The organism is Mycoplana azooxidifex (assembly GCF_014196765.1).
Lineage (GTDB): Bacteria > Pseudomonadota > Alphaproteobacteria > Rhizobiales > Rhizobiaceae > Mycoplana > Mycoplana azooxidifex.
In genome coordinates this window covers 112,675-138,345 of the sequence record NZ_JACIEE010000004.1, presented here as the reverse complement: position 1 = coordinate 138,345, position 25,671 = coordinate 112,675, and the positions used below count along the sequence as shown (strand labels likewise).

Below are 25,671 nucleotides of genomic sequence, written 5' to 3'. Positions count from 1 at the left end.
GCTCAGGCCTCCCTGCCGACGCGCCAGCTGTCGGCGTAGATGTTGATGGCGGACGGGTCGAAGGTGACACGCGGATCGGCGGGGATCTCGCCGTCCTCGGACAGGACGATCGCGATCGGCTTGCCGGCGAATTCGGCGCGGACGATCTTCTGCCGGCCGATGTCCTCGACCTTGTTGACGCGGACGTGCATGCCTTCGCGGCCGAGGCGAACGAACTCCGGACGGATGCCGAGTTCGGTCTTCGCGCCGGACGCGACCTTCGGGCTATAGTCCAGCGCGATGGTGTCGGTGCCGAGCGCCACCGTGTTGCCGTCGATCGTGGCCGGCAGCAGGTTCATGCCCGGCGAGCCGATGAAGTAGCCGACGAAGGTGTGGCTCGGGCGCTCGAACAGTTCCGCGGGCGTGCCGATCTGGACGATCTGGCCGTCATACATGACGACGACCTTGTCGGCGAATGTCAGCGCCTCGGTCTGGTCGTGGGTGACGTAGACCATGGTGAAGCCGAACTGCCGGTGCAGCTTCTTCAACTGCGAACGCAGGATCCACTTCATGTGCGGATCGATGACCGTCAGCGGTTCGTCGAACAGGATGGCGTTGACGTCGTTGCGCACGAGGCCGCGGCCGAGCGAGATCTTCTGCTTCTGGTCGGCCGTCAGGCCGCGCGCCGTCTTCCTGGCCCAGCCGCCGAGCCCGATCATGTCGATGATCTCGGTGACGCGCCGGTCGACGTCGGCTTCCGGCACGCGGCGGTTGCGCAAGGGGAAGGCGAGGTTGTCGTAGACCGTCATCGTGTCGTAGATGACCGGAAACTGGAACACCTGGGCGATGTTGCGCTGCTGGGTCGAAAGCTGGGTCACGTCCCTGCCGTCGAACAGGATGCGACCTTCCGAGGGCTGCAGCAGGCCGGAGATGATGTTGAGCAGGGTGGTCTTGCCGCAGCCGGAGGGGCCGAGCAGCGCATAGGCGCCACCGTCGTTCCACTCGTGATGCACTTCCTTCAGCGAATAGTCGGCTTCCGACTTCGGCCTCTCTCCGTAGGCGTGGCGGATATGTTCGAGATTGATGCGTGCCATGGGGTCCTCCTCAGGCCGCCGCCGGGCCGGCGATCGCCCTGCCGTCCGGCGCGAACGCCATCAGGTGGCGCGTGTCGACAAAGACGGTGATCGCGGTGTCCGGTTCGATGTCGTGGATGCCGGGCGCGAGCATGACCCAGCGCGTGTCGGCGAATTCGACGTGGACGAAGCTTTCCGAGCCGGCGATCTCCGAGATCGCGGTGCGGACCGTCACCGGGGCGGCGGACGCCGACTGGGGGCTGAGCGCCAGGTGATGCGGCTGGAACGCCACCGTGCAGGGGCCGTCGGGGATGCCGGCGAGATGGGCCGGCACGGACAGGACACGATCACCCTCCAGCACGAAATGCCCGTTGGCCTTGGTCAGGGCGAAGGTATTGAGCGGGGGGTCGGCGAAAGTCTCGGCGGTAATCAGGTCGATCGGCCGGCGGTAGACGTCGATGGTGGGCGCGAACTGGGTGATGCGGCCCTCCGCCATGGTGGCGGTGTGGCCGCCTAGCAGCAGTGCCTCGGATGGCTCGGTCGTCGCATAGACGAAGATCGCGCCGGAAGCGGCGAAGATCTTCGGCAGCTCCTCGCGCATTTCCTCGCGCAGCTTGTAGTCGAGGTTCGCCAGCGGCTCGTCGAGGAGGACGAGGCTCGCATTCTTGACGATGGCGCGCGCAAGCGCCGTGCGCTGCTGCTGACCGCCGGAAAGGTTCAGGGGCGTGCGGTCGAGATAAGGGGTGAGCCTGAGCAGGTCGGCGGCCTTGCGCACCTCGCGGTCGATTGTCGCCCGGTCGACGCCCTTGATGCGCATCGGCGAGGCGATGTTCTCATAGACCGTCATCGCCGGATAGTTGATGAACTGCTGGTAGACCATGGCGACGCTGCGGTCCTGCACGCGCACGCCGGTGACATCCTTACCGTCGAACCAGACCGAGCCGAAGGTCGGCTTGTCGAGACCCGCCATCAGCCGCATCAGCGAGGTCTTGCCAGACAGCGTCGGGCCCAGCAGCACGTTCAGCGAGCCGCGCTCGAGCACGAGGTTGGTCGGGTGGATATGCGTCTCCCCGCCCACGACCTTCGCAGTGTCTTTCAGTTCAAGCATTCATGTCTCCAATGTTCCTCCCAGCCATCGGAAGCCCCCGTCAGTTCGGGGGTTGCAACGCCGTCGTCATATAGTTCTCCAGAGCGTCCGCCTCGGCGGCCGTCAGGTGCAGGCCGCGCTTGGTGCGGCGCCACAGCACGTCCTCGGCGTGATGTGCCCATTCCTCCGTCATCAGCCAGCGAACCTCGACCTCGTAGAGGTCGCTGCCGAAATGGCGGCCCATATCCTCGACCGTCCTCGCCTCGCCCAGAAGCCGCGATGCGCGCGTGCCGTAGAGGCGGACGAGGCGGCGCGCATGGGCGGGCGCGAGAAAGGGATAGCGCTGCGCCAGGCGGGCGACCTCCGTCTCGAACGCCCCGACGCCGAAGTCGCCGCCCGGCAGGCGCGATCCCGCCGTCCATTGACGCCCCTTTTCGCCGATCGCATCGCCGATCTTCTCCAGCGCCGCTTCCGCCAGCCGGCGGTATGTGGTGAGCTTGCCGCCGAAGACGTTGAGCAGCGGCGCCTGATGGTTGTTGCCGTCCGTCTTCAGGACGTAGTCGCGTGTTGCTTCCTGTGCCTTGCTGGCGCCGTCGTCGAACAGCGGGCGGACGCCGGAATAGGTCCAGACGATGTCGTCGCGTGTCACGGGCTCGACGAAATATTCGCTCGCCGAACGGCACAGGTAGTCGATCTCCTCGTCGCTGATCCTAGCATCGCGCGGATCGCCCTCATAGTCGCGGTCCGTCGTGCCGATCAGGGTGAAATCGTCCTGATAGGGAATGGCGAAGATGATGCGGCCGTCGGGATTCTGGAAGAAATAGGCGCGCGGATCGGTGAACTTGCGGCGAACGACGATGTGGCTGCCCTGCACGAGGCGGACATTGTGCACGTCGTTCTGGCCTAAGGCGCCGGCGAGCACCTTGTCGACCCAGGGGCCGGTGGCATTGACGAGCATTCGCACCCTTGTGACATCGCGCTCGCCCGAGGCGACGTTCTCGGTCTCCACGTCCCAGTGGGCGTTTTCCCGGCGGGCGGAAACGACCCGGGTACCGACGCGGATGTCGGCGCCGCGGTCGGCCGCGTCACGGGCGTTCAGAACGACGAGGCGCGCATCGTCCACCCAGCCGTCGGAATATTCGAAGGCCTTGTGGAACAGCTTCTTCAGCGGCTTGCCGGACGGGTCGCTGCGCATGTCGAGGGTGCGCGTCGCCGGCAGCAGCTTGCGGCCGCCGATGTGATCGTAAAGAAAGAGGCCGAGCCGGATCAGCCAGGCGGGGCGGATGCCGCCCTTGTGGAACGGCAGGACGAAACGCATCGGCCAGATCACGTGCGGCGCCATGGCCCACAGGATCTCGCGCTCCATCAGCGCCTCGCGCACCAGCCGAAACTCGTAGTGCTCCAGGTAGCGCAGGCCGCCGTGTATGAGCTTGGTGGAGGCAGACGAGGTGCCGGAGGCGAAATCCTTCATCTCGGCCAGGACGACGGAATAGCCGCGGCCGGCCGCATCACGGGCGATGCCGCATCCGTTGATGCCGCCTCCGATGACGAAGATGTCCCTGACTGCGTCGTCCGCCACGTTTTCCCCTTCGTTTTCGCAGTGCACAATTTTACGCAATTGCGAAAGCATGGGAAGTTAAAACGAAAATTTTCCGAATGTCAAACGAATGTAAGAGGAAGGCGATCAGTCCCCGGACGTCTCCAACAGGCGCACGTCCTGGTCGAGGCAGATGGCGCGAATATTGTCGGACGGACAACGGTCGGTGATGAAGGTGTGGACCTGGGAAAGGTGGCCGATGCGGACGGGCGCCGTCCGCTCGAACTTGGTCGAATCGGATACCAGGATCACGTGGCGGGCGTTGGCGATGATCGCCTGGGCGACCTTCACTTCGCGGTAGTCGAAGTCGAGCAGCGCTCCGTCGTGGTCGATCGCCGAGACGCCGATCACGGCATAGTCGACCTTGAACTGGCGGATGAAATCGACGGCTGCCTCGCCGACGATGCCACCGTCAGCGCCGCGAACCACGCCGCCGGTGATCACCACCTCGATCGAGGGGAAGCCGCGCAACCTGTTGGCAACATTGATGTTGTTTGTAATGACCATCAGTTCCCTGTGGTCGAGCAGCGCCTCTCCCACCGCTTCGGTCGTCGTGCCGATATTGATGAAGAGCGAGGAGTTGTCGGGGATCATGGCGGCGGCGGCATGCCCGATCGCCTGCTTTTCCGCTGCCGCGATCGACCGGCGGGCCTCGTACTTGACGTTCTCGTTGCCGCTCGGGAAAAGCGCCCCGCCATGGATGCGGGTCAGCGCCTTGTTGTCGCACAGATCGTTGAGATCCTTGCGGATCGTCTGCGGCGTGACCGAGAACCGCGCCGCGAGATCCTCCACGAGCACGCGGCCCTCCGTCTTGGCGAGCTCCAGGATTTCCGCTTGCCGGCCTGTCAGAAACATCGATTCCTCCACGCGCTTTCGTTTTGGTTCATCATATGCAAAAACGAAAGCATCGCAATTCGCCTTGCGCAGACTGTTGGTGGGCACGGGCTTTTTTGTGATACTTCGTCTTGGGTGCGTACCGATTGGGGGAGATCGCCATGTTCCATCCGGCCTTGTTCAAGGGCGTCAATGTCGTCGTCACCGGCGCCGGCCGAGGGATCGGCCTGGAGGTCGCGCGGCAGTTTCTGGATTGCGGCGCGCATGTGCTCCTGCACGGTGGCCGAACGCCGCCGGATTCGATGCCGGATTTCCTGACCGAAGCGATCGAGGAGGCGCGGGCGCACGTCGTCTACGCCGACTTTCTCGCTCCGCAGGGCGTTGCGGAGGTCGTCCGCCGCGCCGACAACCTGTTCGAAGGGGTGCACGTGCTGGTCAACAACGCCGGCACCATGGTCGGCCGGTTCCCGGCCGGGGAACTGACGGATGAACAATACGAGACCGTCGTGCGCCTCAACCAGACCTCGGTGATGGAAGTGACGCGCGGCATGCTGCCGGCGCTGCGCCGGGCCGGCACAGCCGCCATCGTCAACACAGTCTCGATTTCGGCGCTGACGGGCGGCAGCCCGGGCTCGGCGATCTATTCGGCGACGAAGGCGTTCGTGTCGACCTACTCCAAGGCCCTGGCGCGCGAGCTTGCCCCAGACGGAATCCGCGTCAACTGCGTCTCGCCGGGGACAATCGCCACCGATTTCCACGAGCGCTATTCTACGCCGGAGAAACTGGAGGCGACGCGCAAGTCGATCCCCCTGCAGCGGCTCGGCACCGCGCAGGATTGCGCGCCGGCCTATCTCTTCCTCGCGTCGGACGCGCTGTCGGGATACGTGACGGGCCAGGTGTTGGAAGTAAACGGCGGCCAGCTCATATGCTGAACGCGCTGATGCGGATCGGCAACGCTGCGGCGGAAATGCGGCGATGCGTTTTCACCTCCACCGTTGTGCCTTGTTTTTGACGCACCAAATCTGTCCAGCGATTCGGTTTGTTCCGATCGGAGCTGCATCTGGTGTCGGGAGTTCAAATGAGGCAGTTCAATGAGCCGGGTGCTGATCCGGGCGCAAGTTTCGACCTTTTCGTCAATCAGGCCAGGAAGGCGAGCCGCTTTCTCAAGGCGCTCTCGCACGAGACGCGCCTTCTGATCCTGTGCCTCCTGACGGAAGGCGAGAAGGCAGTGGGCGAGATCGAGACCATCCTCGACCTGCCCCAGGCGGTCGTCTCGCAGCAGCTGGCGCGCCTGCGGCAGGACCAGCTTGTCGTCACCCGCCGCGACGGAAGGCAGGTCTACTACCGGCTCGCCAACGAGCAGGTCACCGCGGTCATGGGTACGCTCTACGACGTCTTCTGCAGGCCGCTGATGGCGCGCGAGCAGGGCGTCTGAGATCGACGGCAACGGCAGGCATGCCGCCTGCTATCGGGCCTATCGCCTGACGTCGATAACGGTGCGACCCCTGACCTTGCCCTCGAGGACGGCCGACGCCAGCGCCGGCAGTTCGGCCAGCCCGTACTCGCTGACCATGTCGTCCAGCTTGTCCAGCGGCAGGTCGGTGGCGATGCGGCTCCAGGCGTCGAGGCGCTCGTCGCGCGGGCGCATGACCGAATCGATGCCGAGCAGGCTCACCCCGCGCAGGATGAACGGGATCACGGTGAAGGAGGGAATGGCGGCGCTGCCGGCAAGCCCGATCGCGGCGGCGGCGCCGTCATATTTCACCTGCTTGAGAACGCGCATCAGCATGTCCCCGCCGACGGAATCGATCGCGCCGGCCCAGCGTTCGGATTCGAGCGGCTTGCCCGAGGCTTCGGCAAGCTCGGCGCGGTCGATGATCGTGTCGGCGCCGAGCGCGCGCAGATAGGCTTCCGCTTCCGGACGGCCGGTGACGGCCGCGACGCGGTAGCCGAGGCGGGAGAGGATGGCGACGGCAACGGATCCGACGCCACCTGCCGCGCCCGTCACCAGCACCTCGCCGCGGGGCGGCGAAAGGCCCGCCTTCTCCAGCGCCATGACTGCGAGCATCGCCGTCAGTCCGGCGGTGCCAATGGCCATGGCCTCACGGGTCGTGAGCGCTTTCGGCAGGGGCACGAGCCAGTCGCCCTTGACCCTGGCGCGGGTTGCGTAGCCGCCCCACCAGGTCTCGCCGACGCGCCAGCCGGTCAGCACCACCTGGTCGCCGGGCCGGAAGCGCGGATCGGTGGAGGCCTCGACCGTGCCGGCGAAATCGATGCCGGGCACATGCGGAAAGCTGCGCACCAGGCCGCCCTTGCCGGTGATGCAGAGCCCGTCCTTGTAGTTCAGCGTGGAATATTCGACGGCGACCGTCACATCGCCATCCGGCAGCCGGTCGTCGGCAAGCTCCTGCACCGAGGCCGAAACCGTGCCGTCTTCGCCTTTTTCCACCAGCAGCGCCCTGAATGTCATCGCCGTCGATCCTCTTCCCGCTTCCTCCCCATCTATAGAGCCTGCCCTGTTTGTCGCGCCACCGTTCTTTTGTATGAAGGGGCGGGGAGTTGCTGCTGATGATCGACAAGCTGGAATATTTCATCGCCCTTGCACGCGAGCGGCATTTCGCCAGGGCCGCAGACGAACTCGGCATCTCGCAACCGACGCTGTCGGCTGCGATCCGCCAATTGGAGGACCAGCTCGGCGTCGTGCTCGTCAATCGCGGCTCGCGGTTCCAGGGGCTGACGCCGGAAGGGCAGCGCGTGCTGGAGTGGGCAAGGCGGATCGTCGGCGATGCACGCACCATGCGCGAGGAGATGCGGGCCGCGCGAACGGGGCTTTCCGGCCATATCCGCTTGGCCGCGATTCCGACGGCGCTCGCCATGGTGCCGCGGATCACCGCCCCCTTCCAGCAGAAGCACCCGGACGTCACCTTCTCGGTGCTTTCGGCCAATTCGCTGCAGATCCTCAGCCTTCTGGAAAACCTGGAGATCGATGCCGGGCTTACCTACCTGGAGAACGAGCCGCTCGGCCGCGTCACCAGCGTTCCGCTCCATCTGGAGCACTACCACCTGATCACGGCGAAGCATGGTCCCCTTGCCGATCGTGAAAACGTGACCTGGCGGGAGGTGGCAGATATTAGCCTTTGTCTATTGACAGCGGATATGCAGAACCGCCGGATCATCAACAGCCACTTCGCCGAAGCGGGCGTCGGCGTGAATCCGACGCTTGAATCGAACTCGATGATCGTGCTGTTCTCCCATGTCCGGACTGGCCGCTGGTGCAGCATCATGCCGCGAAACGTGGCGCTTTCCTTCGGATTTCACGATGAGATCAACATCATTCCGATCGTCGATCCTGCGCCGCATCACATCGTCGGGCTGGTGGCGACCCATCGCGAGCCGTTCACGCCGCTGGTGTCGGCGCTGCTGCACGAGGCGCGCCTGCTGGCGGAGCAGGAGCTCATTTGATAGGATTTTTCTATCAATCGACGGTATGGCGTTATTGACCCCCCACGGCTTCCCTGAGAAGCTTGTGGTGCCGGGCATATAAGGCGGGAGGCCGCGCTTGCCGGGCATACAAGGCAACGGGCAGGCATTCGTCTCAAGACAAGATGTGCCGGCACCGTTCGGGAGGATTGCGCATGAACCTGCATGTTTCCGGTGACGTGGCGGCGAGGACCCTTGCGATCGTCACGGCGATGAAGGGAACCGAAGGGCCGCTGCTGCCGATCCTGCACGAGATCCAGGCCGAGTTCGGTTTTGTGCCGCAGGACTGCCTGCCGGTGATCGCGCGGGAGTTGAACCTGTCGCGCGCCGAGGTGCATGGCGTCGTCACCTTCTACCATGATTTCCGCGACCACCCGACCGGACGGCATGTGCTGAAGCTCTGTCGCGCCGAGGCCTGCCAGTCGATGGGCGCGGATGCTGTCGCCGCCCGCGTCAAGGCGCTGCTCGGCATCGATTTCCACCAGACGACGCTCGACGGCGCGGTGACGTTGGAGCCGGTCTACTGTCTTGGGCTCTGTTCGTGCGCACCGAGCGCGATGCTGGACGGCGAGGTCCATGGCCGTCTCGACGCTGCGGCGGCCGCCGAACTGGTCCGGGAGGCACGCCGATGACGGTGACGATCTACGTTCCGAAGGACGCGGCGGCCCTGGCGCTTGGCGCCGACCGGGTCGCGGCCGCGATCGAGCGGGAGGCGGCGGCACGGGGCCTGGCCGTTTCGATCGTGCGCAACGGTTCGCGCGGCATGCACTGGCTCGAGCCGCTGGTCGAGGTGGTGGTCGATCACGAGCGCATCGCCTATGGGCCGGTGAAGGCGGGCGACGTGGCCGCGCTGTTTGCGGCCGGCTTCCTGGAGGGCGGCGACCATCCGCTCTGTCACGGGGCGACGAAGGACATTCCGTTCCTGAAGCAGCAGACGCGGCTGACCTTTGCCCGCTGCGGCATCGTCGATCCGCTTTCGCTTGACGATTATCGGCGATTCCGCGGCCTGACAGGCCTTGAGAAAGCGATCGCGATGGCGCCGGCCGACATCGTCACTGAGGTCACCGACAGCGGCCTGCGCGGCCGCGGCGGCGCCGGTTTTCCGACCGGCATCAAGTGGAAGACCGTGCTCGACGCCACCGGCCCGCAGAAATACATCGTCTGCAATGCCGACGAGGGCGACAGCGGCACCTTTGCCGACCGGATGATCATGGAGGGCGATCCCTTCGTGCTGATCGAGGGCATGGCGATCGCGGGGCTTGCGACCGGCGCCACGAAGGGCTTCATCTACACCCGCTCCGAATATCCGCACGCGATCGCCGCCATGAGCGAGGCGATCGAGATCGCGCGGCGCGAAGGCGTGCTCGGTCCGTCGGTGCTGGGCTCGGGGCGCGCGTTCGACATGGAGGTGCGCGTCGGCGCCGGCGCCTATGTCTGCGGCGAGGAGACGGCGCTGCTCAACAGCCTCGAGGGCAAGCGCGGCATCGTCCGCGCCAAGCCGCCGCTGCCGGCGCACAAGGGCCTGTTCGACTGTCCCACTGTGATCAACAACGTCATCTCGCTCGCGTCCGTACCGATCATCCTCGACCGCGGCGCAGCCTTCTACCGCGACTTCGGCATGGGCCGCTCGCGCGGCACGATCCCGATCCAGATCGCCGGGAACGTCCGGCATGGCGGGCTCTACGAGACCGCCTTCGGCCTCTCGCTCGGCGAGATCGTCGATCACATTGCCGGCGGCACGGCAACGGGGCGACCGGTCAAGGCGGTGCAGGTCGGTGGCCCGCTCGGCGCCTACTTCCCACGCGCGCTGTTCGACACGCCGTTCGACTACGAGAGCTTCGCCGCGAAGGACGGGCTGATCGGCCACGCCGGCATCGTCGTCTTCGACGACACGGTCGACATGCTGCACCAGGCCCGCTTCGCCATGGAGTTCTGCGCCATCGAAAGCTGCGGCAAGTGCACGCCCTGCCGCATCGGCTCAATCCGCGGGGTCGAGGTGGCCGACAGGATCGCTGAGGGCATCGAGCCGGAGCAGAACCGCGCGCTGCTCGCCGACCTCTGCAACACGATGAAATTCGGCTCGCTCTGCGCACTCGGCGGCTTCACTCCCTATCCGGTGATGAGCGCGATGACGCATTTCCCGGAGGATTTTTCCCCGGCACCGAGGGTGGAGGCTGCGGAATGACCAGCCTGCTCAAGTTCACCCCCCTCTGGCCTGCCGGCCATCTCCCCCTCAAGGGGGGAGATCGGCTGGGCGTGCGTGCACCGCATATCGTCGAACGCATTAATCAGCGCGTCGCTGCCATTGATGCAGGCGCCCCTCCGCTTGTGATCTCCCCCCTTGAGGGGGAGATGGCCGGCAGGCCAGAGGGGGGTAGCTTGCTCGACGGCGGGCGATTCAATTCCATTGCCATACAGGAGGCACGCCATGTCCCTCATTCGTGAAATCGACTTCGGCACGCCGGCCTCGAAATCGGAAAAGATGGTGACGCTGACGATCGACGGCAACGAGGTCACCGTGCCGGAGGGCACGTCGATCATGCGCGCGTCCATGGAAGCCGGCATCGAGATCCCGAAGCTCTGCGCCACTGACATGGTGGATGCCTTCGGATCCTGCCGGCTCTGTCTCGTCGAGATTCAGGGGCGCGGCGGCATGCCGGCATCCTGCACCACGCCTGTGGCGCCCGGGCTCGTGGTCTCGACCCAGACGCCGCGGCTGAAGGACGTGCGCCGCGGGGTGATGGAACTCTACATCTCCGACCACCCGCTGGACTGCCTGACCTGTGCTGCCAATGGCGATTGCGAACTGCAGGACATGGCGGGAGCCGTGGGCCTGCGCGACGTGCGTTACGGCTATGAGGGCGAGAACCACGTGCGCGCCCGCAACGACGGCGCCATCAACATCAAGTGGCAGCCAAAGGACGAATCCAACCCCTATTTCACTTTCGATTCCTCCAAGTGCATCGTCTGCTCGCGCTGCGTTCGCGCCTGCGAGGAAGTGCAGGGGACCTTCGCGCTGACGATCGAGGGCCGCGGTTTCGACAGCCGAGTCTCTGCCGGCATGCAACATCAGGATTTCGTCTCGTCCGAATGCGTCTCCTGCGGCGCCTGCGTGCAGGCCTGCCCGACGGCGACGCTGACGGAGAAGTCGGTGATCGCGATCGGCCAGCCGGAACATTCGGTCGTCACCACCTGCGCCTATTGCGGCGTCGGCTGCTCGTTCAAGGCGGAGATGCGTGGCGAGGAACTCGTGCGCATGGTGCCGTGGAAGGACGGTCAGGCCAATCGCGGCCACTCCTGCGTCAAGGGCCGCTTCGCCTATGGCTATTCGACCCACCGCGACCGCATCCTCAATCCGATGATTCGTGAGAAGGTCTCCGATCCGTGGCGCGAGGTCAGCTGGGAGGAGGCGTTCGCGCACGTGGCGAGCGAGTTCCGCCGCATCCAGTACCAGTACGGCCGCGATTCGGTCGGCGGCATCACCTCGTCGCGCTGCACCAACGAGGAGACCTATCTCGTCCAGAAGCTGGTGCGCGCCGGCTTCGGCAACAACAACGTCGACACCTGCGCCCGCGTCTGTCATTCGCCGACCGGCTACGGTCTCGGCCAGACCTTCGGTACCTCGGCGGGAACGCAGAATTTCGATTCGGTCGAGGAGACCGACGTCGTCATCGTCATCGGCGCCAATCCGACCGATGGCCATCCGGTCTTCGCCTCGCGGCTGAAGAAACGGCTGCGGCAGGGTGCCAAGCTGATCGTCATCGACCCGCGCCGCATCGACCTCGTCAAGGGGCCGCATGTCGAGGCGAGCTATCACCTGCCGCTCAGGCCCGGCACGAACGTCGCCGTCGTCACGGCGCTTTCCCATGTGATTGTCACCGAGGGGCTCTTCGACGAGAAATTCATCCGCGAGCGCTGCGACTGGTCGGAATTCGAGGACTGGGCGGGTTTCGTTTCCGAGGACCGGCACAGCCCGGAAGCCGTCGAGGCGCTCACCGGTGTTCCGGCCGAGCTCGTCCGCGGTGCGGCGCGGCTGTTTGCCAAGGGCGGCAACGGATCGATCTACTACGGGCTCGGCGTCACCGAGCACAGCCAGGGCTCGACCACCGTCATGGCGATCGCCAACCTCGCCATGGCGACCGGCAATATCGGCCGCCCCGGCGTCGGCGTGAACCCGCTGCGCGGGCAGAACAACGTGCAGGGCTCCTGCGACATGGGCTCCTTCCCGCACGAACTTCCGGGCTACCGCCACATCTCCGACGACGCGACCCGCGAGATCTTCGAGAAGCTCTGGGGCGTGGAACTGAACAACGAGCCGGGCCTGCGCATCCCCAACATGCTGGATGCGGCCGTCGAGGGCTCGTTCAAGGCCCTCTACATCCAGGGCGAGGACATCCTGCAGTCCGACCCCGATACGAAGCACGTCTCGGCGGGCCTCGCCGCGATGGAATGCGTCGTCGTGCAGGACCTGTTCCTGAACGAGACGGCGAACTACGCGCATGTCTTCCTGCCGGGCTCCACCTTCCTGGAAAAGGACGGCACCTTCACCAATGCCGAGCGCCGGATCAACCGCGTGCGCCGGGTGATGACGCCGAAGAACGGCCTTGCCGACTGGGAGGTGACGCAGAAGCTGGCGCAGGCCATGGGGCTCGCCTGGAACTACCGCCATCCCTCCGAGATCATGGACGAGATCGCAGCGACCACGCCGAGCTTCGCGCTCGTCTCCTACGACTACCTTGACAAGCTGGGTTCGGTGCAGTGGCCCTGCAACGAGAAGCACCCGCAAGGCTCGCCGATCATGCATGTCGACGGCTTCGTGCGCGGCAAGGGCAAGTTCATCCGCACTGAGTATGTCGCGACCGACGAGAAGACCGGCCCGCGCTTCCCGCTTCTGCTCACGACCGGCCGCATCCTCAGCCAGTACAATGTCGGTGCGCAGACGCGGCGGACCGACAACGTCGTCTGGCACGAGGAGGACCGGCTGGAGATCCATCCGCACGACGCGGAGAACCGCGGCATCCACGACGGCGACTGGGTGCGGCTTGCCAGCCGCGCGGGCGAAACGACGCTGCACGCGCTGATCACCGATCGCGTATCGCCGGGCGTAGTCTATACGACCTTCCATCACCCGGATACGCAGGCGAACGTGATCACGACCGACTTTTCCGACTGGGCGACCAACTGCCCGGAGTACAAGGTCACGGCCGTCCAGGTTTCGCCCTCCAACGGGCCTTCGGACTGGCAGGTCGAATATGACGAACAGGCGCGCCGCTCGCGCCGGATCGCCGGCAAGCTGGAGGCGGCGGAGTAGGAGTTGGCGACGATGGCCGGTGTGGCAGAGGGGGGTGTCTTGTCGGACGCCAAGGCCCGATGAGCAGCTTCAACACGACGAAGACGGTCCCCGAACTTGCGCGCCGCGCCGGCAGGCTTGCGGCGGGCGAGCGGATCGTGCCCGAGGAAGTGCCGGTCGCCTTTACCTATCACGGCTCGACGCATGCCGTGATGATGGCGACGCCTGCCAACCTTCAGGATTTTGCCGTCGGCTTCAGCCTGACGGAGGGGATCGTCCGCGACGCCGCCGAGATCGAGTTGATCGACGTCGTGGAAGAGGAAAAGGGAATCGACCTGCAGATCCGCCTTGCCGACGCGCAGAGCGAGGCGTTGACGTCGCGCCGCCGCCACATGGCGGGGCCGGTCGGATGCGGGCTTTGCGGCATCGAATCGATCGAGCAGGCCGTGCGGGTCACGCCGTCAGTCGGCGGATCGGGCCTGACGCTGACGGAGGACCAGGTTTCCGAAGCGGTGCGGCTCCTGAATGGGCTGCAGCCGCTGCACATCGAGACGCGGGCCGTCCATGGTGCAGGGTTCTTCGTGCCCGGCAAGGGGCTGATCGCGGTGCGCGAGGACGTGGGGCGGCACAACGCGCTGGACAAGCTCGTGGGTGCTGCCGCAAGGGCAGGCTATCGCGGGGAGGCGGGGGCCGTGGTCGTCACGAGCCGGGTCTCGGTCGAGATGGTGCAGAAGACGGCGGTCACCGGCAGCCCCTTCATCATCGCTATTTCGGCGCCGACCGCGCTTGCCATCCGCACCGCTGAGGAGGCGGGCATGACGCTGATCGCGCTGGTGCGCGGCGACGAGTTCGAGATTTTCACGGGCGCCGGGCGCGTCCTGCCGGCGTCGGACGATGCCGTGCGATGCGCCAGAAACGGGTAGGAAACACGCTGATGTCGAACGATGCAAAGCTGGTCCGGATGGCCAACCAGATCGCCACCTTCTTTCATTCGCAGCCGCCGGCGGATGGGCCGATGGGGGTTGCTACTCACATCAACAAGTACTGGGAGCCGCGCATGCGCCGGCAATTCTTCGACATCGTCGACAATCGCGGCGGTGCGGGACTGGACCCGCTGGTGCTGGAGGCGGCCCCCTTGGTCAGGCGCCCGCCGGCCGAAGGTCTGGCAACGCAGCAACCGGGCGTCTAAAGCAGGTCGCGATCTTTTAGTTTCGCTCCGGCGGCTCTTTGCTGTGTCTCAGGCGGAGATGAGCTTCGGAACGAGGAAGCCGGTACGGCGGCGGTAGGCGTCATACTCCGCCGCGAGCGGCGTGGAGGCGAATTTCTTTTCTTCTCCCTTTGCCGCGACCACGTAGATCACGATGAAGGCGATCACGGGCAGGATCGACCAGGCCGTCCAGGTGGCGATCGCCCAGCCCGCCCAGAAGACGATGTAGGACGTGTAGAACGGGTGGCGCACGTAGCGATAGGGGCCTGTGGTGACGAGGCTATCGGGATTGTCGGGGTCGAAGGCGAAGCGCAGCCGCGCCCGGCGCGATGCGGCGATCGCCCACCAGAACATGGCGGCTGCGACGATTTCCAGGCCGAGACCAATGATCTGCGCACTCACGGGCTGCGTGACGCTCCAGACCAGGTAAAGGAAATAGAGCGTCGTCGCGGTGACGAAGGCGGAAATGACCTTGAAGCCGGATGGCACCTGCGGTGACGAGAAGTGCGCACGTAGCGACCAGCTGTAGAAACCGACGACGACAACGCTCACACAGGTGACGGCAATATCCAGTGCTGTTTCCATTCTCCTGCCGGCTTCGCGCCGGCTCCCCCAAAATGCAACTCCCCGAGACCGCACCGCGGTATCGGAAGACGCAAGCCCAACTCACCCCAAGCACGTTGCCGGCTCGCCGGATACGGTGCTCTAATACGGAGCCAAACCATAGCGAGAGCTATGAGATGTCGCAATGCAGCTTGGAACGTTTCCGCACCTTGTGATTGCGATCCGGCTGCCTGCCGCCCTTCAATGTTCGTTAACCATCTGGGCGTAGCCTGCCAAAGGCGATTGTTGCGAACATGCCGATCAATGCCCTGCGGAAATGGAAGACGATGTTCGACAGTCAAACGATCGCGACCCGTCACGGCGCCATCCGCTACAGCGATACAGGCGGCTCGGGCTTTCCCGTCCTGTTGATCCACGGCTCCAGCTTTTCGCGGCGCGTGTTCGAGCGCCAGTTCGACAGCGAACTGGCAAGGCGCTGGCGCCTGATCGCGCTCGACCTGCCGGGACACGGCGAATCGGATAATGCGCCGCAGCCGAACGTCACCTATACGGTATCGGGCTTCGCCGACTGCCTGGAAGAGTTTGCCGAGCGGCTCGACCTGAAGCGGCTCGCCGTCTACGGCTGGTCGCTGGGCGGTCATGCGGCGATAGAATGGATGAGCCGCAGCACGCGCATTCGCGGCCTCATGCTGAGCGGCGCGCCGCCGATTTCGCGCGGTTTCATCGGCATGCTGCGCGCATTCCATCCGTCGTTCGATCTGCTTCTGACGACGAAGCACACCTTCACGGCGCGCGATGCGGCGCGGTTCTCCTGCCTCAGCTTCGGTGCGCAGGAACCTGCGCCCTTCCAGGACCTTGTGCTGCGCACGGACGGCCTGGTACGCTCGAACTTCGGGCAGAGCCTGGCGCGGGGCGACGGCGCCGACCAGCGCAGGGCAGTCGAGGGGGCCACGATCCCGATCGCCCTCCTGAACGGCGCAGACGATCCCTTCGTGCGCCTCGGCTATCTCATGGGAATCCATATTCCGCACCAGTACGGCGACGAGCCGACCGTCGTCATCGGCGCCGGCCACGCGCCGTTCTGGGAGCGGCCCGAACTGTTCAACCCGGCGCTCGATCACTTCGTCGAGACGGTCGCTGCCGAAACCGCCTCGGCATGGCAGGCGCACGTGCGTCGCGTAACCGCGCGCGCCCGGGCCTGAGCACGCCCGCATCTTCGGACGGATATTCTGTCTGCTGAAAACGATGACGGCCGGTCTTTCGACCGGCCGAATGAATAGTCGTTCAAATTTCTGTCGAGGTCGGGATCAGGCCGCGATGTCCTCGATCTCGCGTTCCTTGAACATGCGCGAGAGGTTGAGGAAGCAGATCATGCCGTTCTCCTGGGCGATGATGCCTTCCGCATAGACCTTGTCGAAGGAGGTCGTGACTTCCGGAACCGGCTGGATCTGGTCGCCGCGGATGGTCAGGATATCGGAGACGCGGTCGACGACGAGGCCGACGACCATGCTGTGGACCTCGGCTACGACGATGGCGCTGCGCTCGTTGGCCTCGGTCGAGCGCATGCCGAGCTTGTGAGCCAGGTCGATGATCGGGATCACCGTTCCGCGCAGGTTCATCACGCCGATCACCTCGGCCGGCGAATGCGGGATCGGCGTGGACGGCGCCCAGCCGCGAATTTCGCGGATCGTCGTCGTCTTCACGCAGAATTCCTGCTCGTGCAGCCGAAAGGCAATGATCTCCAGTGTTTCGCCGTCAAAGCCGGCCGTCTTGAAAGTCGTCATCTGTTGTCGCCCCAGTTCTTCGTCGCGGTCCAATACCTGGAGGCGAGGATAGCCGGGGCGAGGTTAAGGATTGCTCAATCCGCCGTAGCCAGCGCATGACGAAAGGGCGGCCGACACGAACGGCAACCGGGACCGTGATCCTAGTCGCGTAGCACGGCCTCGAATTGCTCGAGGGCCCAGTCGACCTGATCGGCGGTGATCACGAGCGGCGGAGCGATGCGGATCGTGTCGCCATGGGTATCCTTGGCAAGGATGCCGCGCTCCTTCAGGGCCTCGCAATACTTGCGCGCGCCACCGGCCGCCGGATCGAGCTCGACCGCCAGCATCAGGCCGCGCCCACGAACTTCCTTGACGATGTTGGAGCGGATTTCGCTCAGCCCCTTCTGGAAGCGCTCGCCCATGTGGGCCGAATTGCCGATCATGTCCTCTTCGGTCAGCACGCGCAGTGCTGCGCGGGCGATCGCGCAGGCCAGCGGATTGCCGCCGAAGGTCGAGCCGTGCTGGCCGGGCTTCAGCACGCCGAGAACCTCGGTGTTGGAGAGCACTGCGGAGACCGGGTAGAAGCCGCCCGACAGAGCCTTGCCGACCAGCGTGACGTCCGCCTCGATCCCCTCGTGCTCTTCCGCCAAGATCCTGCCGGTGCGGCCGAGGCCGGTCTGGATCTCGTCGAGGATGAGCGTGATGCCGTGGCTCGTGCAGAGTTCGCGAACGCCAGCGAAATAGCCGACCGGCGGAATGAGGACGCCGGCCTCGCCCTGGATCGGCTCGATCAGGAAGGCCACGGTGTTTTCGGTGATCGCGGCACGGAAGGCGTCGATATCGCCGAAGGGCACGTGCCGGAAGCCCGGGGCGAACGGTCCGAAGCCCTCGCGGGCGTCGGGATCGGTCGAAAAGCCGACGATGCCCATGGTGCGGCCGTGGAAGTTGTTGTCGCAGACGATGATCTCGGCCTTGTCGCGCTCGACGCCCTTGACCTCGTAACCCCATTTGCGCACGGCCTTGATGGCCGTCTCCACGGCCTCGGCGCCGGAGTTCATCGGCAGCACCTTGTGCGAGCCGGTCAGTGCCGCGATCTCCTCGTAGAAATGCGCCAACTGGTCGTTGCGGAAGGCGCGCGAGGTCAGCGTCAGCTTCTGCGCCTGCTCCACCATGGCCGCAAGGATCTTCGGATGGCAGTGGCCCTGGTTGACGGCGGAGTAGGCCGAGAGGCAGTCGAGGTAGCGATTGCCGTCCACATCCCAGACATGGACGCCTTCGCCGCGGGAGAGCACGACGTCGAGCGGCTTGTAATTATGGGCGCCGAGGCGGTATTCGGTCTCGATCAGGCGTGCGGTGGTCGAGGTCATGGTCTTCTCCAGAGGTCGGGCGCCGCGTATCAGGCACCAAGTACGGGCACCAGGTATCAGGCGCTGCGGGTCGGGCGGTCCAGGATGCGGCGGCCGAACAGGCTTGCGGTCAGTTCGACGAGGATGCGCGCGCTCTTGCCGCGATCGTCGAGGAACGGGTTCAGTTCCACGAGGTCGAGCGAGGCGACGAGGCCGCTGTCGCAGAGCATTTCCATGATCAGGTGCGCCTCGCGGAACGTTCCGCCGCCGGGGACCGTCGTGCCGACGCCCGGTGCGATGTCAGGGTCGAGGAAGTCCACGTCGAAACTGACATGCAGCAGGCCGTCGGCGTGGCGCACCGTGTCGATGATCTCGTGCATGATGCGCGCCATGCCGGTCTCGTCGACGGCGCGCATGTCATAGACGTTGACGCCGTGCTCGGCGATCTCCACGCGCTCGCGCTCGTCGACCGAGCGGATGCCGACCTGGAAGACGTTCTTCGGATCGACCATCGGCCGGTCCGCCGGCAGGATCGGCGCGAATTCGGCCTCGCCGCAGAAGAAGGCGACCGGCATGCCGTGCATGTTGCCGGAGGGTGACGTCTCGGGCGAGTTGAAATCCGCGTGCGCGTCCAGCCAGAGGACGAACAGTGGCTTGCCGATCTCGGCTGCGTAGCGGGCCATGCCGGAGACGCTGCCCATGGACAGCGCATGGTCGCCGCCGAGAATGAGCGGCAGCCGACCGGCGCGGGCGGCCTCGTGGACGGATGCGTCGAGGGCGCGGGCGAAGGCTGCGACCATCTGGAGATTGTTGGCGCGGGGGTGGTTGGCAAGATCACGGGCCGGCAGGGGCCTCAGATCGCCCTCGTCGACCACCGTGTGGCCGAGCTCGGCGAGCGTCGTGTCGATGCCGGCGATCCGCAGTGCCGCCGGGCCCATGGCGGCGCCGCGGCGCCCCGAGCCTTCCTCGATCGGTGCACCGATCAGCGCGATGGTTTTCTTTGCTTTCGCCATCAGTCTTCCCCGCAGAGCGTGTTTGCTTGCATTCCGGTACGCCGGATTTTGCGCGATTATTGTCTCTTAGCGTGTTGGCAAAAAGATGAAAAACTGACAGATAGAAGGGCAATATGAGCATTTTGAGAAGATGAGTTTCGCAAAATGATAACGCTGGACGATCTCGACCACAGCCTCATCAGCGCGCTTCGTCACAATGCGCGCACGCCGGTTTCCTCGCTCGCGGCCCAGACCGGGGCATCGCGGGCGACAGTGTCCGCCCGCATCGACCGGCTGGTCAAGTCCGGAACGATCGCCGCCTTCACCATTCGCACCGGCAGCGAGCTCAGCGGCAGCGGCGTGCGCGCCATCGTTCTGATCGAGGTGCTGGGGAAGATGGCCGATCGGGTGGCGGCGCAGTTGCGCGGTCTGCCGCAGGTCCGCGCGCTGCACTCGACCAACGGGCGGTGGGATCTCATCGCCGAGCTGGAAGACAAGGATCTCGGCACTTTCGACGAGACCCTGCACAAGATCCGCCTGATCGACGGGATCAACTCGACGGAAACGAATATCCTGCTGAAGACGACGAAGAGCGCATTGAGCTAAGGGCAGCGCGCGGCCAGCCTCTGCGGGCTCCGGCCTCCCGGCTCAGTATTCCTTCTCGTAGAAGATACCTGCTGCGCCGGCGCCGTTGCTGCCGGCCTCGCCGCGCAGCTTGACGCCCCGGCCGATGTCGAGATTGATCGCCGCCTTGCCGCCGCCGCTTTCCGGATCCTGCTTCAGTTCCAGATATGTCCGGTCGTTGAGGTACTTGCCGGCCGAGACCTGCGCGCGGCCTTTTGAATCGGTGGTGATGTCGAGGTCGTCGATCCCGAGCTTGCTGCGCAGGCTGTTGAGGAGCGATCCACCGCTGCCGCCGGCGAGATCGGCCACGGCCGCCGCAAGCTGGGCGATCTGGAAGGCGGACAGGTTGTTCATGGATCGGCCGAAGATCAGGCGCGCCAAGATCTCGTCCTGCGGCAGGGCGGGCGAGGAGGTGAAGGTCACGGCGGGATTGTTGGCCGGCCCGACGATGTTGATGTTGATCGTCGTCGAGTTGGCGCTCGAGGTGGCGACGAAATTGATGGTGGGGATGAGCCCGCCGGTGAAGCCGATGTGGCCGCTGGTGAAATCGATCCGCTTGGCGAGGATCTCGATGCGCCCGCGCCTGAGGTCGAAGCCGCCGGAGACGGCCGGCGCAAGCGACGTGCCGCGGAGCGTCAGGCTGCCGCCGAGTTCGGCATTGATGCCGCGGCCGCGCACGAAGATGCGGCTCGGCGCATGGATCGCAAGGTCGAGGCCGATGCCGCGGGCATTGGCGCCGTCGCCGCCGCCGCCCTGGTCGGCGCGCAATGCCGCCGCCATGGCCTTGACGTCGGCGGGTGCGTTGCGGTGCTCGATGTCGATCTCGGCGAGCGAGGCCGGCAGCTTCTGCGGGATGGTGATGTTGGCGTTGCTGATGTCGATCCGGCCGCCGATGACGGGTCCCGCGAGGAGTGGGCCCCTGATCGTGACGTTACCGTTTAAGTTCGCGGTGACCAGCCGGCCGTCGACATAGGTCACGTCGTCGAGACGAATGGCGATGTCGGCGGGAAAGTTCGAGCCGGGGACGATGCCAATCGAGCCCGTCGCCGTGATGCGGCCGCCCGTCGCCACATTGCCGCTAAGCTGCTGGATGACGGCCTGGCGACCGTCCAGCGCGATGCGCGCGGTCAGGTTCTCGACGGACACGTTGCGGCGGACATCGACGAGCCGGCTGCCGGACGTGGCGATCGTGCCGGTGATCGCGGGGCTTCTGGCCGCGCCGGTCACCTTGAGGTCGACATTGGCGTTGCCGGTGAGGGTGAAGCCCTGCTGTGCGAGCTGGCTTTGCACGAGGGCAAAGGGAAGCGTGCCGTTGAAGCTGAGGTCCAGCTGCATGTTGCCGGCGACGCCGGCGGTGCCACCGCCGCGGAAGGCGAGGCCGCTCGGGCCGGAGAGGCGCGTCTGCACCCGCACGGTGTTGTCGGCGAACTGGCCGTCGGCTGCGATCGTCAGCGCGCCGACGCCGGCTGCGCGGGTGTGGCTGGTGGCCGCGTTGTTCCAGGTGAGGTTGTAGGCCACCTGCGGTGCCGCCGCCGTGCCGCGGACGTTGACGGTGCCGCTGATCGCGCCCTCCGCGCCGAGGCCCGCGGAGAAGACGTTGGCAAGGCTCGCCGGCACCGCGTTGACGCGGATGGCGAGGCCGAGGTTCTCTCCCGCCGTGCCGCTGACGGCGATGTTGCCGTTTCCGGTCTGGATGGTGAAGTCGTTCATGGTGACGGTGCCGTCGCGCAGCGTCAGCCGTGCGGGGTGGGAGAGGCGGAGCGCTACGCCGCGCGGTGTGCCCTGCAACGTGTCGAGCGCGATCGCCATGCCGCCCTGCTGCTGTTCCACCGAACCCTTGACGGCAAGCGGCGCGCCGTCGAAGCGGGCGCCGAGGTCGAAGAGCGTCCGCGTTCCCTGCTGGTTGAAGTTCAGCGCCAGCGCATCGATGCGGTTGGCGCCCGAGGCGAAGGCGTCCGCCCGGACGCTTCCGGTGATCGCGAGCGAGCGCAGGTCGGCGGTCCTCAGGTCGATGTTCGGCCGGACGATCCGCAACTGGTCGCGGGTGATGCCGGAACCGGTGGCCTGCAGGCTGATCGCGGTCTTGCCGTTCTCAGTGTCGATGGTCGCCGAGCCCTTGAGGTCGCCGTTTGCCTGCTGGCCCGCCATGGCCGCGAGCAGGCCGATATCGGGCAGGGTAAATTCGACGTTGCCGTCGGGAAGGAAGCCGTCGTCCAGCGTCAGCGCGCCGGTCAGCACATTTTCGCCGATACGGGCGTCGATGGCGGGAATCGAGATTCGTCCATCCTGTGAGGCGACGCTGGTCTTGACGTTGATCGCCTGCCCGCCGATGGCGCCCGTCGCCGTCAGGTTGCCGGAGGGTGCCGTGCGATCGGCGGTGCCGTCGACGGTGACGACGAGATCGCTGAGCGTCCGGCCGGTGAGCTCGGCGCCGCTCGACTGGAGCTCGGCCTTGACGCCGAGCGCATTGACGGGACCGGTGGCGGACGCGGTGAAGGTTGCCCGCCCACGGGCATCGGCCAGGAGCTTTCCGAGGTCGGGCAGCGTGCCGGAAAGGCTGGCCTCGAGGGTTTCGCCGGAGAGGCGGGCGGTGCCCTCCGCGTTGACCGTTCCCGAGGCTACATCGAAGGACTGGACGTTGAGGACGCCATCGCCGCCGCGGACGACGTCGGCCGTCAGGTGGAGGGGGGTGTCGAAGCGACCGGCCGCGGCGGCGGGAAGCGTGGCCGGTGCCACCGTCGCCTCGACCTTCATTGCGGCGGACGCGTCCGCGGTGACGAAATGCCCGTCGGCGCGGGCGTCCAGGCCGGTTCCGGTGAGCGTGACATCGCTGAAGCTGATGCGCTCGGGCGTGACGGCGAGATCTGCGGCGACGTTCAGCGGCGCCTGCAGCAGGCGGTTGACGTCGGCGTTTCCAAGATCCATGGCGGCGGCCGAAATTCCGGCCTTGAGGTTGCCGCGGCGGCCGATGAGATCGAAGGCCGCGCTGTTGACGGTGATGTCGGCATTCGTCACCGATCCCTGCGGCGTCTCGAGGGAGGCGACGGTTGTCGTCAGCGCGAGTGCGGCAGCGCTCAGTTCGCCGGAGAGCGTCAGTTGCGCTGCCTGGATGCGGGCGGTGGCCGTGCCGCCGTCCTTGAGCGGAATGCGATATTCCGCCGGGCCGTTCGTCGTCGCCAGCGTGAGGGCGAGGCTGCTGCGGCCGGCCGGATTGGCGGCGCCGGAAATCGTGATCACGCCATCGCCGGCGCCGATCGACAGGTTGTTGAAGGCAATGTTTCCGTCGAGGATGGAGATCGAGGTCGCTTCCTGCAGCCGCAGCGGGAAGCCGGCGACCACGGCGTCCAGCGCCTTGAGCGCGACCACGGTCGTCGCATTGTGCCGGGCAATGTCGCCCTCCACGACAAGCGGCGCGTTCTCGTAGCGGCCGGAGACGTCGAAGCCGGTAAGGCTGCCGGAATGGTTGAAATTGACGACCGGCGCCTCGAGGTCGTTCTCGCCGACCCGGGCGACGTTGGCGCGCAGCGTGCCAGTGACGGCGATGGCCGAGAGGTCCTCGATCGTCGCTTCCAGCGCAGGACCGAGGATGGCCGTGGCGTCGCGGCGGATCTCGCTGCCCTGGGCTGCGACGAGCAGCGAGCCCTTGCCGTCGGTGTTGGTGAAGGTCAGCGTGCCGGCGAGGTCGCCGGTGGCGCTCTGGCCGGCCAGTGCGGCAAGTGTGGCGAGTTCGGGGAACTCGAAGCGGATCGTGCCGTCCGGCATGAAGTTCTCGCCGAGCGTGAGCGCGCCCTGCAGCTTGTTGTTGCCGACGGTCCCCTCGATCGTCGGCACCGAGATTGCGCCACCCGAGGAGGTGACGTTGGAGCGCAGCTCGATCGGCTGGCCGTTCATCGAGGCGGCAAGCGCAAACTCGCCCGCAGGGGCGGTGGCGGAGGCGCGGCCGGTCAGATCGATCGAAAGATCGTCGAGCGTGCGCCCCGATAGGGCGAGCTGTGGCGAGGTGACCTTTGCCTGGACATTGGCCGCGTCGAGCGGGCCGCTGGCGGTCGCGTCGAAGGCGATCTCGCCGCTGCCGCCGGCGATGAAGGCGCCGGCATTGATCAGGCGGCCCGCAAGCTTTGCCTGCACTTCGCCGTCCGACAGATCGACGTTGCCTGACGCCTCGGTGATATTCGAGCGCAGCTGGAGCTGCGACAGCGAAACGGCGCCGCCGGGGCCGATCGCAGCCTGGCCGTCGAGCCCGATGGTGCCCTCCACCTTTGCCGCCATCGCCTCGGGCAGCACCGAAGGCAGTGCGAACAGCTTGAACGCGGCGTTGCCGGCGCCGGCGGCAAACCGGTAGCTGCCGGTGATCTCGCCGCCGATGCTGGTGCTCTCGATGGTGGCGGGCTCGAAGGTCAACTGGTCGGGAGCAACGGCCAGCGCCGCCGTGACCTTCATCGGCGTGCCGACGAGACGGTCGATGTTCGGGTCCGTCATCTTCGAGCGCTCGGCGGTCAGCGTCACGGTCGCGTGCCCGGCGCGCGTCGAGACGTTGAAATCGGCACTGCTTGCCGTCAGCAGAACATTTTCGAACCGCCCCTGCGGCAGGCCGACGGCGGCGGCGTTGACGTTGACGTTGAGCCGCGTTCCTTCGGCGGGGCCGGAAGCGACAACCTGCAGGCCGTGCAGATCGAGTGCGAGCTCGCCTGACGCCAGCGGCCACCTGATCGGGATCGGCGGATTGCCGTCCGTTGCTTCGAGCAGGATCGAGAGGTCGTTCTCGCCGGTCGTCTGCAGGGCGCCGGACGCCGTCATCGTCATCGTGCCGGTCGAGACCTGCCCGCGCTCGATCCTGAGAAGGCTGGAGCCGTTGGTCGCCGCCGTCACGTCGATTGCCGTGGTGCCGGAAAAGAGCGGACGCAGATGCTGCGGCAGCAGGTCCTCGAAGGTGCCGCCGCCTTTCAGCGCGACGGTGTGCAACCCTTGGGTCGAAAGGTCATGGCGGGCGTCGAGCGCCAGAACCTGGTTGCCGTCGAGGGCTGCGGTCAGCCGGCCTGCCCATTGCGACAGCGGCCCGTCGCCGGTGAGGTTCAGCGCGACGGCCGGCTCTCCGGGAATGCCGAGCGCGCGGGCGAGCATGCCGCCCGGCGGCTCGGTGATGTCGGCCTTCAGCCGCAGTTCGTTCGCGGTCGGGTTGAAGACGAGGTCGGCCACCGCAGAGGCGCCGCGCCGGTCCTTTTCGGTCACCGCTACGTTCAATGCCACGCCCTGCCGATCGAAGCCGCCGCTGCCGGCAAGGCGCAGCCGTTGCTCCTGGCCGGCGACCGCTTCGGCGAGGTGGATGTCGGGAATGTCGAGCTTTTCGACCCAGACCGTGACCGGCAGCGAGAAGGAGCCTTCGGAGGCGGGCTGCTCTCCGGAACCCGGAACCGGGCGGCGCAAGACGGTGACCGCCTCGGCTGCGACGCGATCGGCGTTGAACTGCAGGGCGAAGAGATCGAGCGGCGACCAATCGACGGCGAGGTTGCGGATCTCCGCATAGACGCCCTCGCGGTCGCTCAGCGTCACGGCGCCGGCGCGCAGGCTGCCGGTGAGGAGGCCGGAGGGATCGGAAATCGAAACGCGGGTGTCCGACTGTGCGGTCGCGTCCTCGACGAAGGCGGCTGCGAGCCGCGCGCCCGGATCGGTGAAGCCGACGAAGCCGATCGCTGCGAGGATGACGACGAGGAGCAGGGCGACGACGTAGCCCAGATAACGAAGCCCCTGCAGCAGGATTTTGACGAACCGGCTCATGATTCACGTCCTAAAGCAAAACGATAGCCAGGGGAATCCGTCGCGTTCCAATGCGCGCCG

General features: G+C 66.2%; 21 protein-coding genes. 11 read left to right on the top strand and 10 right to left on the bottom strand.

What is annotated here, in order from left to right:
- Nucleotides 1-2 precede the first annotated feature (2 nt).
- The 4 genes from GGQ64_RS09960 to GGQ64_RS09945 all read right to left on the bottom strand — a co-directional run bounded on the left by GGQ64_RS09960 (nt 3) and on the right by GGQ64_RS09945 (nt 4,591).
- The gene (locus GGQ64_RS09960) at nt 3-1,073 is read right to left on the bottom strand and encodes an ABC transporter ATP-binding protein (protein ID WP_183803005.1); all 1,071 of its coding nucleotides are present in this window, start codon (nt 1,071-1,073) and stop codon (nt 3-5) included.
- Nucleotides 1,074-1,083: 10 nt separating this feature from the next.
- Nucleotides 1,084-2,160: an ABC transporter ATP-binding protein gene (locus tag GGQ64_RS09955; RefSeq protein WP_183803002.1), complete on the bottom strand. Its 1,077-nt coding sequence runs from the start codon at nt 2,158-2,160 to the stop codon at nt 1,084-1,086.
- A gap of 40 nt (nt 2,161-2,200) precedes the next feature.
- The gene (gene glpD / locus GGQ64_RS09950) at nt 2,201-3,718 is read right to left on the bottom strand and encodes a glycerol-3-phosphate dehydrogenase (RefSeq protein WP_183802999.1); all 1,518 of its coding nucleotides are present in this window, start codon (nt 3,716-3,718) and stop codon (nt 2,201-2,203) included.
- Nucleotides 3,719-3,823: 105 nt separating this feature from the next.
- Nucleotides 3,824-4,591, bottom strand: coding sequence for a DeoR/GlpR family DNA-binding transcription regulator (locus tag GGQ64_RS09945; RefSeq protein ID WP_183802996.1), 768 nt, complete (start codon nt 4,589-4,591; stop codon nt 3,824-3,826).
- A gap of 140 nt (nt 4,592-4,731) precedes the next feature.
- Here GGQ64_RS09945 and GGQ64_RS09940 point away from each other — a divergent pair, with 140 nt between their 5' ends.
- Nucleotides 4,732-5,502: an SDR family NAD(P)-dependent oxidoreductase gene (locus GGQ64_RS09940; protein WP_183802993.1), complete on the top strand. Its 771-nt coding sequence runs from the start codon at nt 4,732-4,734 to the stop codon at nt 5,500-5,502.
- 146 nt (nt 5,503-5,648) lie between these two features.
- Nucleotides 5,649-6,005, top strand: coding sequence for an ArsR/SmtB family transcription factor (locus tag GGQ64_RS09935; protein ID WP_183802990.1), 357 nt, complete (start codon nt 5,649-5,651; stop codon nt 6,003-6,005).
- A gap of 39 nt (nt 6,006-6,044) precedes the next feature.
- Here GGQ64_RS09935 and acuI read toward each other — a convergent pair whose 3' ends face one another.
- Nucleotides 6,045-7,040: an acrylyl-CoA reductase (NADPH) gene (gene acuI / locus GGQ64_RS09930; protein ID WP_183802986.1), complete on the bottom strand. Its 996-nt coding sequence runs from the start codon at nt 7,038-7,040 to the stop codon at nt 6,045-6,047.
- Between the two features lie 98 nt (nt 7,041-7,138).
- On the opposite strand from acuI, the gene GGQ64_RS09925 reads away from it, so the two are divergent.
- From GGQ64_RS09925 to GGQ64_RS09895, 7 genes are all read left to right on the top strand, one after another.
- On the top strand, nt 7,139-8,032 hold the full coding sequence (locus GGQ64_RS09925; RefSeq protein WP_183802983.1) for a LysR family transcriptional regulator: 894 nt from the start codon (nt 7,139-7,141) through the stop codon (nt 8,030-8,032).
- Nucleotides 8,033-8,205: 173 nt separating this feature from the next.
- On the top strand, nt 8,206-8,682 hold the full coding sequence (locus tag GGQ64_RS09920; protein ID WP_183802980.1) for a formate dehydrogenase subunit gamma: 477 nt from the start codon (nt 8,206-8,208) through the stop codon (nt 8,680-8,682).
- On the top strand, nt 8,679-10,235 hold the full coding sequence (locus GGQ64_RS09915; protein ID WP_183802977.1) for a formate dehydrogenase beta subunit: 1,557 nt from the start codon (nt 8,679-8,681) through the stop codon (nt 10,233-10,235). Before GGQ64_RS09920 ends, GGQ64_RS09915 begins: the two co-directional genes overlap by 4 nt.
- Complete coding sequence (locus tag GGQ64_RS09910) at nt 10,232-10,495, top strand: hypothetical protein (RefSeq protein WP_183802974.1); 264 nt, start codon at nt 10,232-10,234, stop codon at nt 10,493-10,495. The genes GGQ64_RS09915 and GGQ64_RS09910 overlap by 4 nt, the downstream gene beginning before the upstream one ends.
- Nucleotides 10,479-13,361, top strand: a complete 2,883-nt coding sequence (gene fdhF / locus GGQ64_RS09905) for a formate dehydrogenase subunit alpha (protein WP_183802971.1) — start codon at nt 10,479-10,481, stop codon at nt 13,359-13,361. The genes GGQ64_RS09910 and fdhF overlap by 17 nt, the downstream gene beginning before the upstream one ends.
- A gap of 59 nt (nt 13,362-13,420) precedes the next feature.
- Nucleotides 13,421-14,263 carry a formate dehydrogenase accessory sulfurtransferase FdhD gene (fdhD, locus tag GGQ64_RS09900; RefSeq protein WP_183802967.1) on the top strand — a complete coding sequence of 281 codons (843 nt, stop codon included), beginning with the start codon at nt 13,421-13,423 and terminating at the stop codon, nt 14,261-14,263.
- A gap of 11 nt (nt 14,264-14,274) precedes the next feature.
- The gene (locus tag GGQ64_RS09895; RefSeq protein ID WP_183802964.1) at nt 14,275-14,529 is read left to right on the top strand and encodes a formate dehydrogenase subunit delta; all 255 of its coding nucleotides are present in this window, start codon (nt 14,275-14,277) and stop codon (nt 14,527-14,529) included.
- Nucleotides 14,530-14,577: 48 nt separating this feature from the next.
- Here GGQ64_RS09895 and GGQ64_RS09890 read toward each other — a convergent pair whose 3' ends face one another.
- Nucleotides 14,578-15,132 carry a methyltransferase family protein gene (locus GGQ64_RS09890; protein ID WP_183802961.1) on the bottom strand — a complete coding sequence of 185 codons (555 nt, stop codon included), beginning with the start codon at nt 15,130-15,132 and terminating at the stop codon, nt 14,578-14,580.
- 305 nt (nt 15,133-15,437) lie between these two features.
- Between GGQ64_RS09890 and GGQ64_RS09885 the strand changes: the two genes are divergently transcribed.
- On the top strand, nt 15,438-16,313 hold the full coding sequence (locus GGQ64_RS09885) for an alpha/beta fold hydrolase (RefSeq protein WP_183802958.1): 876 nt from the start codon (nt 15,438-15,440) through the stop codon (nt 16,311-16,313).
- 105 nt (nt 16,314-16,418) lie between these two features.
- Here GGQ64_RS09885 and GGQ64_RS09880 read toward each other — a convergent pair whose 3' ends face one another.
- The 3 genes from GGQ64_RS09880 to rocF all read right to left on the bottom strand — a co-directional run bounded on the left by GGQ64_RS09880 (nt 16,419) and on the right by rocF (nt 19,233).
- Nucleotides 16,419-16,895, bottom strand: coding sequence for a chemotaxis protein CheW (locus GGQ64_RS09880; protein WP_183802955.1), 477 nt, complete (start codon nt 16,893-16,895; stop codon nt 16,419-16,421).
- A 140-nt stretch (nt 16,896-17,035) separates the two neighbouring features.
- On the bottom strand, nt 17,036-18,241 hold the full coding sequence (gene rocD / locus GGQ64_RS09875; protein ID WP_183802952.1) for an ornithine--oxo-acid transaminase: 1,206 nt from the start codon (nt 18,239-18,241) through the stop codon (nt 17,036-17,038).
- A 56-nt stretch (nt 18,242-18,297) separates the two neighbouring features.
- On the bottom strand, nt 18,298-19,233 hold the full coding sequence (gene rocF, locus GGQ64_RS09870) for an arginase (protein WP_183802949.1): 936 nt from the start codon (nt 19,231-19,233) through the stop codon (nt 18,298-18,300).
- A gap of 144 nt (nt 19,234-19,377) precedes the next feature.
- Between rocF and GGQ64_RS09865 the strand changes: the two genes are divergently transcribed.
- Nucleotides 19,378-19,818, top strand: a complete 441-nt coding sequence (locus GGQ64_RS09865; protein ID WP_183802946.1) for an Lrp/AsnC family transcriptional regulator — start codon at nt 19,378-19,380, stop codon at nt 19,816-19,818.
- A 42-nt stretch (nt 19,819-19,860) separates the two neighbouring features.
- Here the strand turns inward: GGQ64_RS09865 and GGQ64_RS09860 are convergent, their stop codons facing one another.
- The gene (locus tag GGQ64_RS09860) at nt 19,861-25,611 is read right to left on the bottom strand and encodes a translocation/assembly module TamB domain-containing protein (protein ID WP_183802943.1); all 5,751 of its coding nucleotides are present in this window, start codon (nt 25,609-25,611) and stop codon (nt 19,861-19,863) included.
- Between the last annotated feature and the right edge of the window lie 60 nt (nt 25,612-25,671).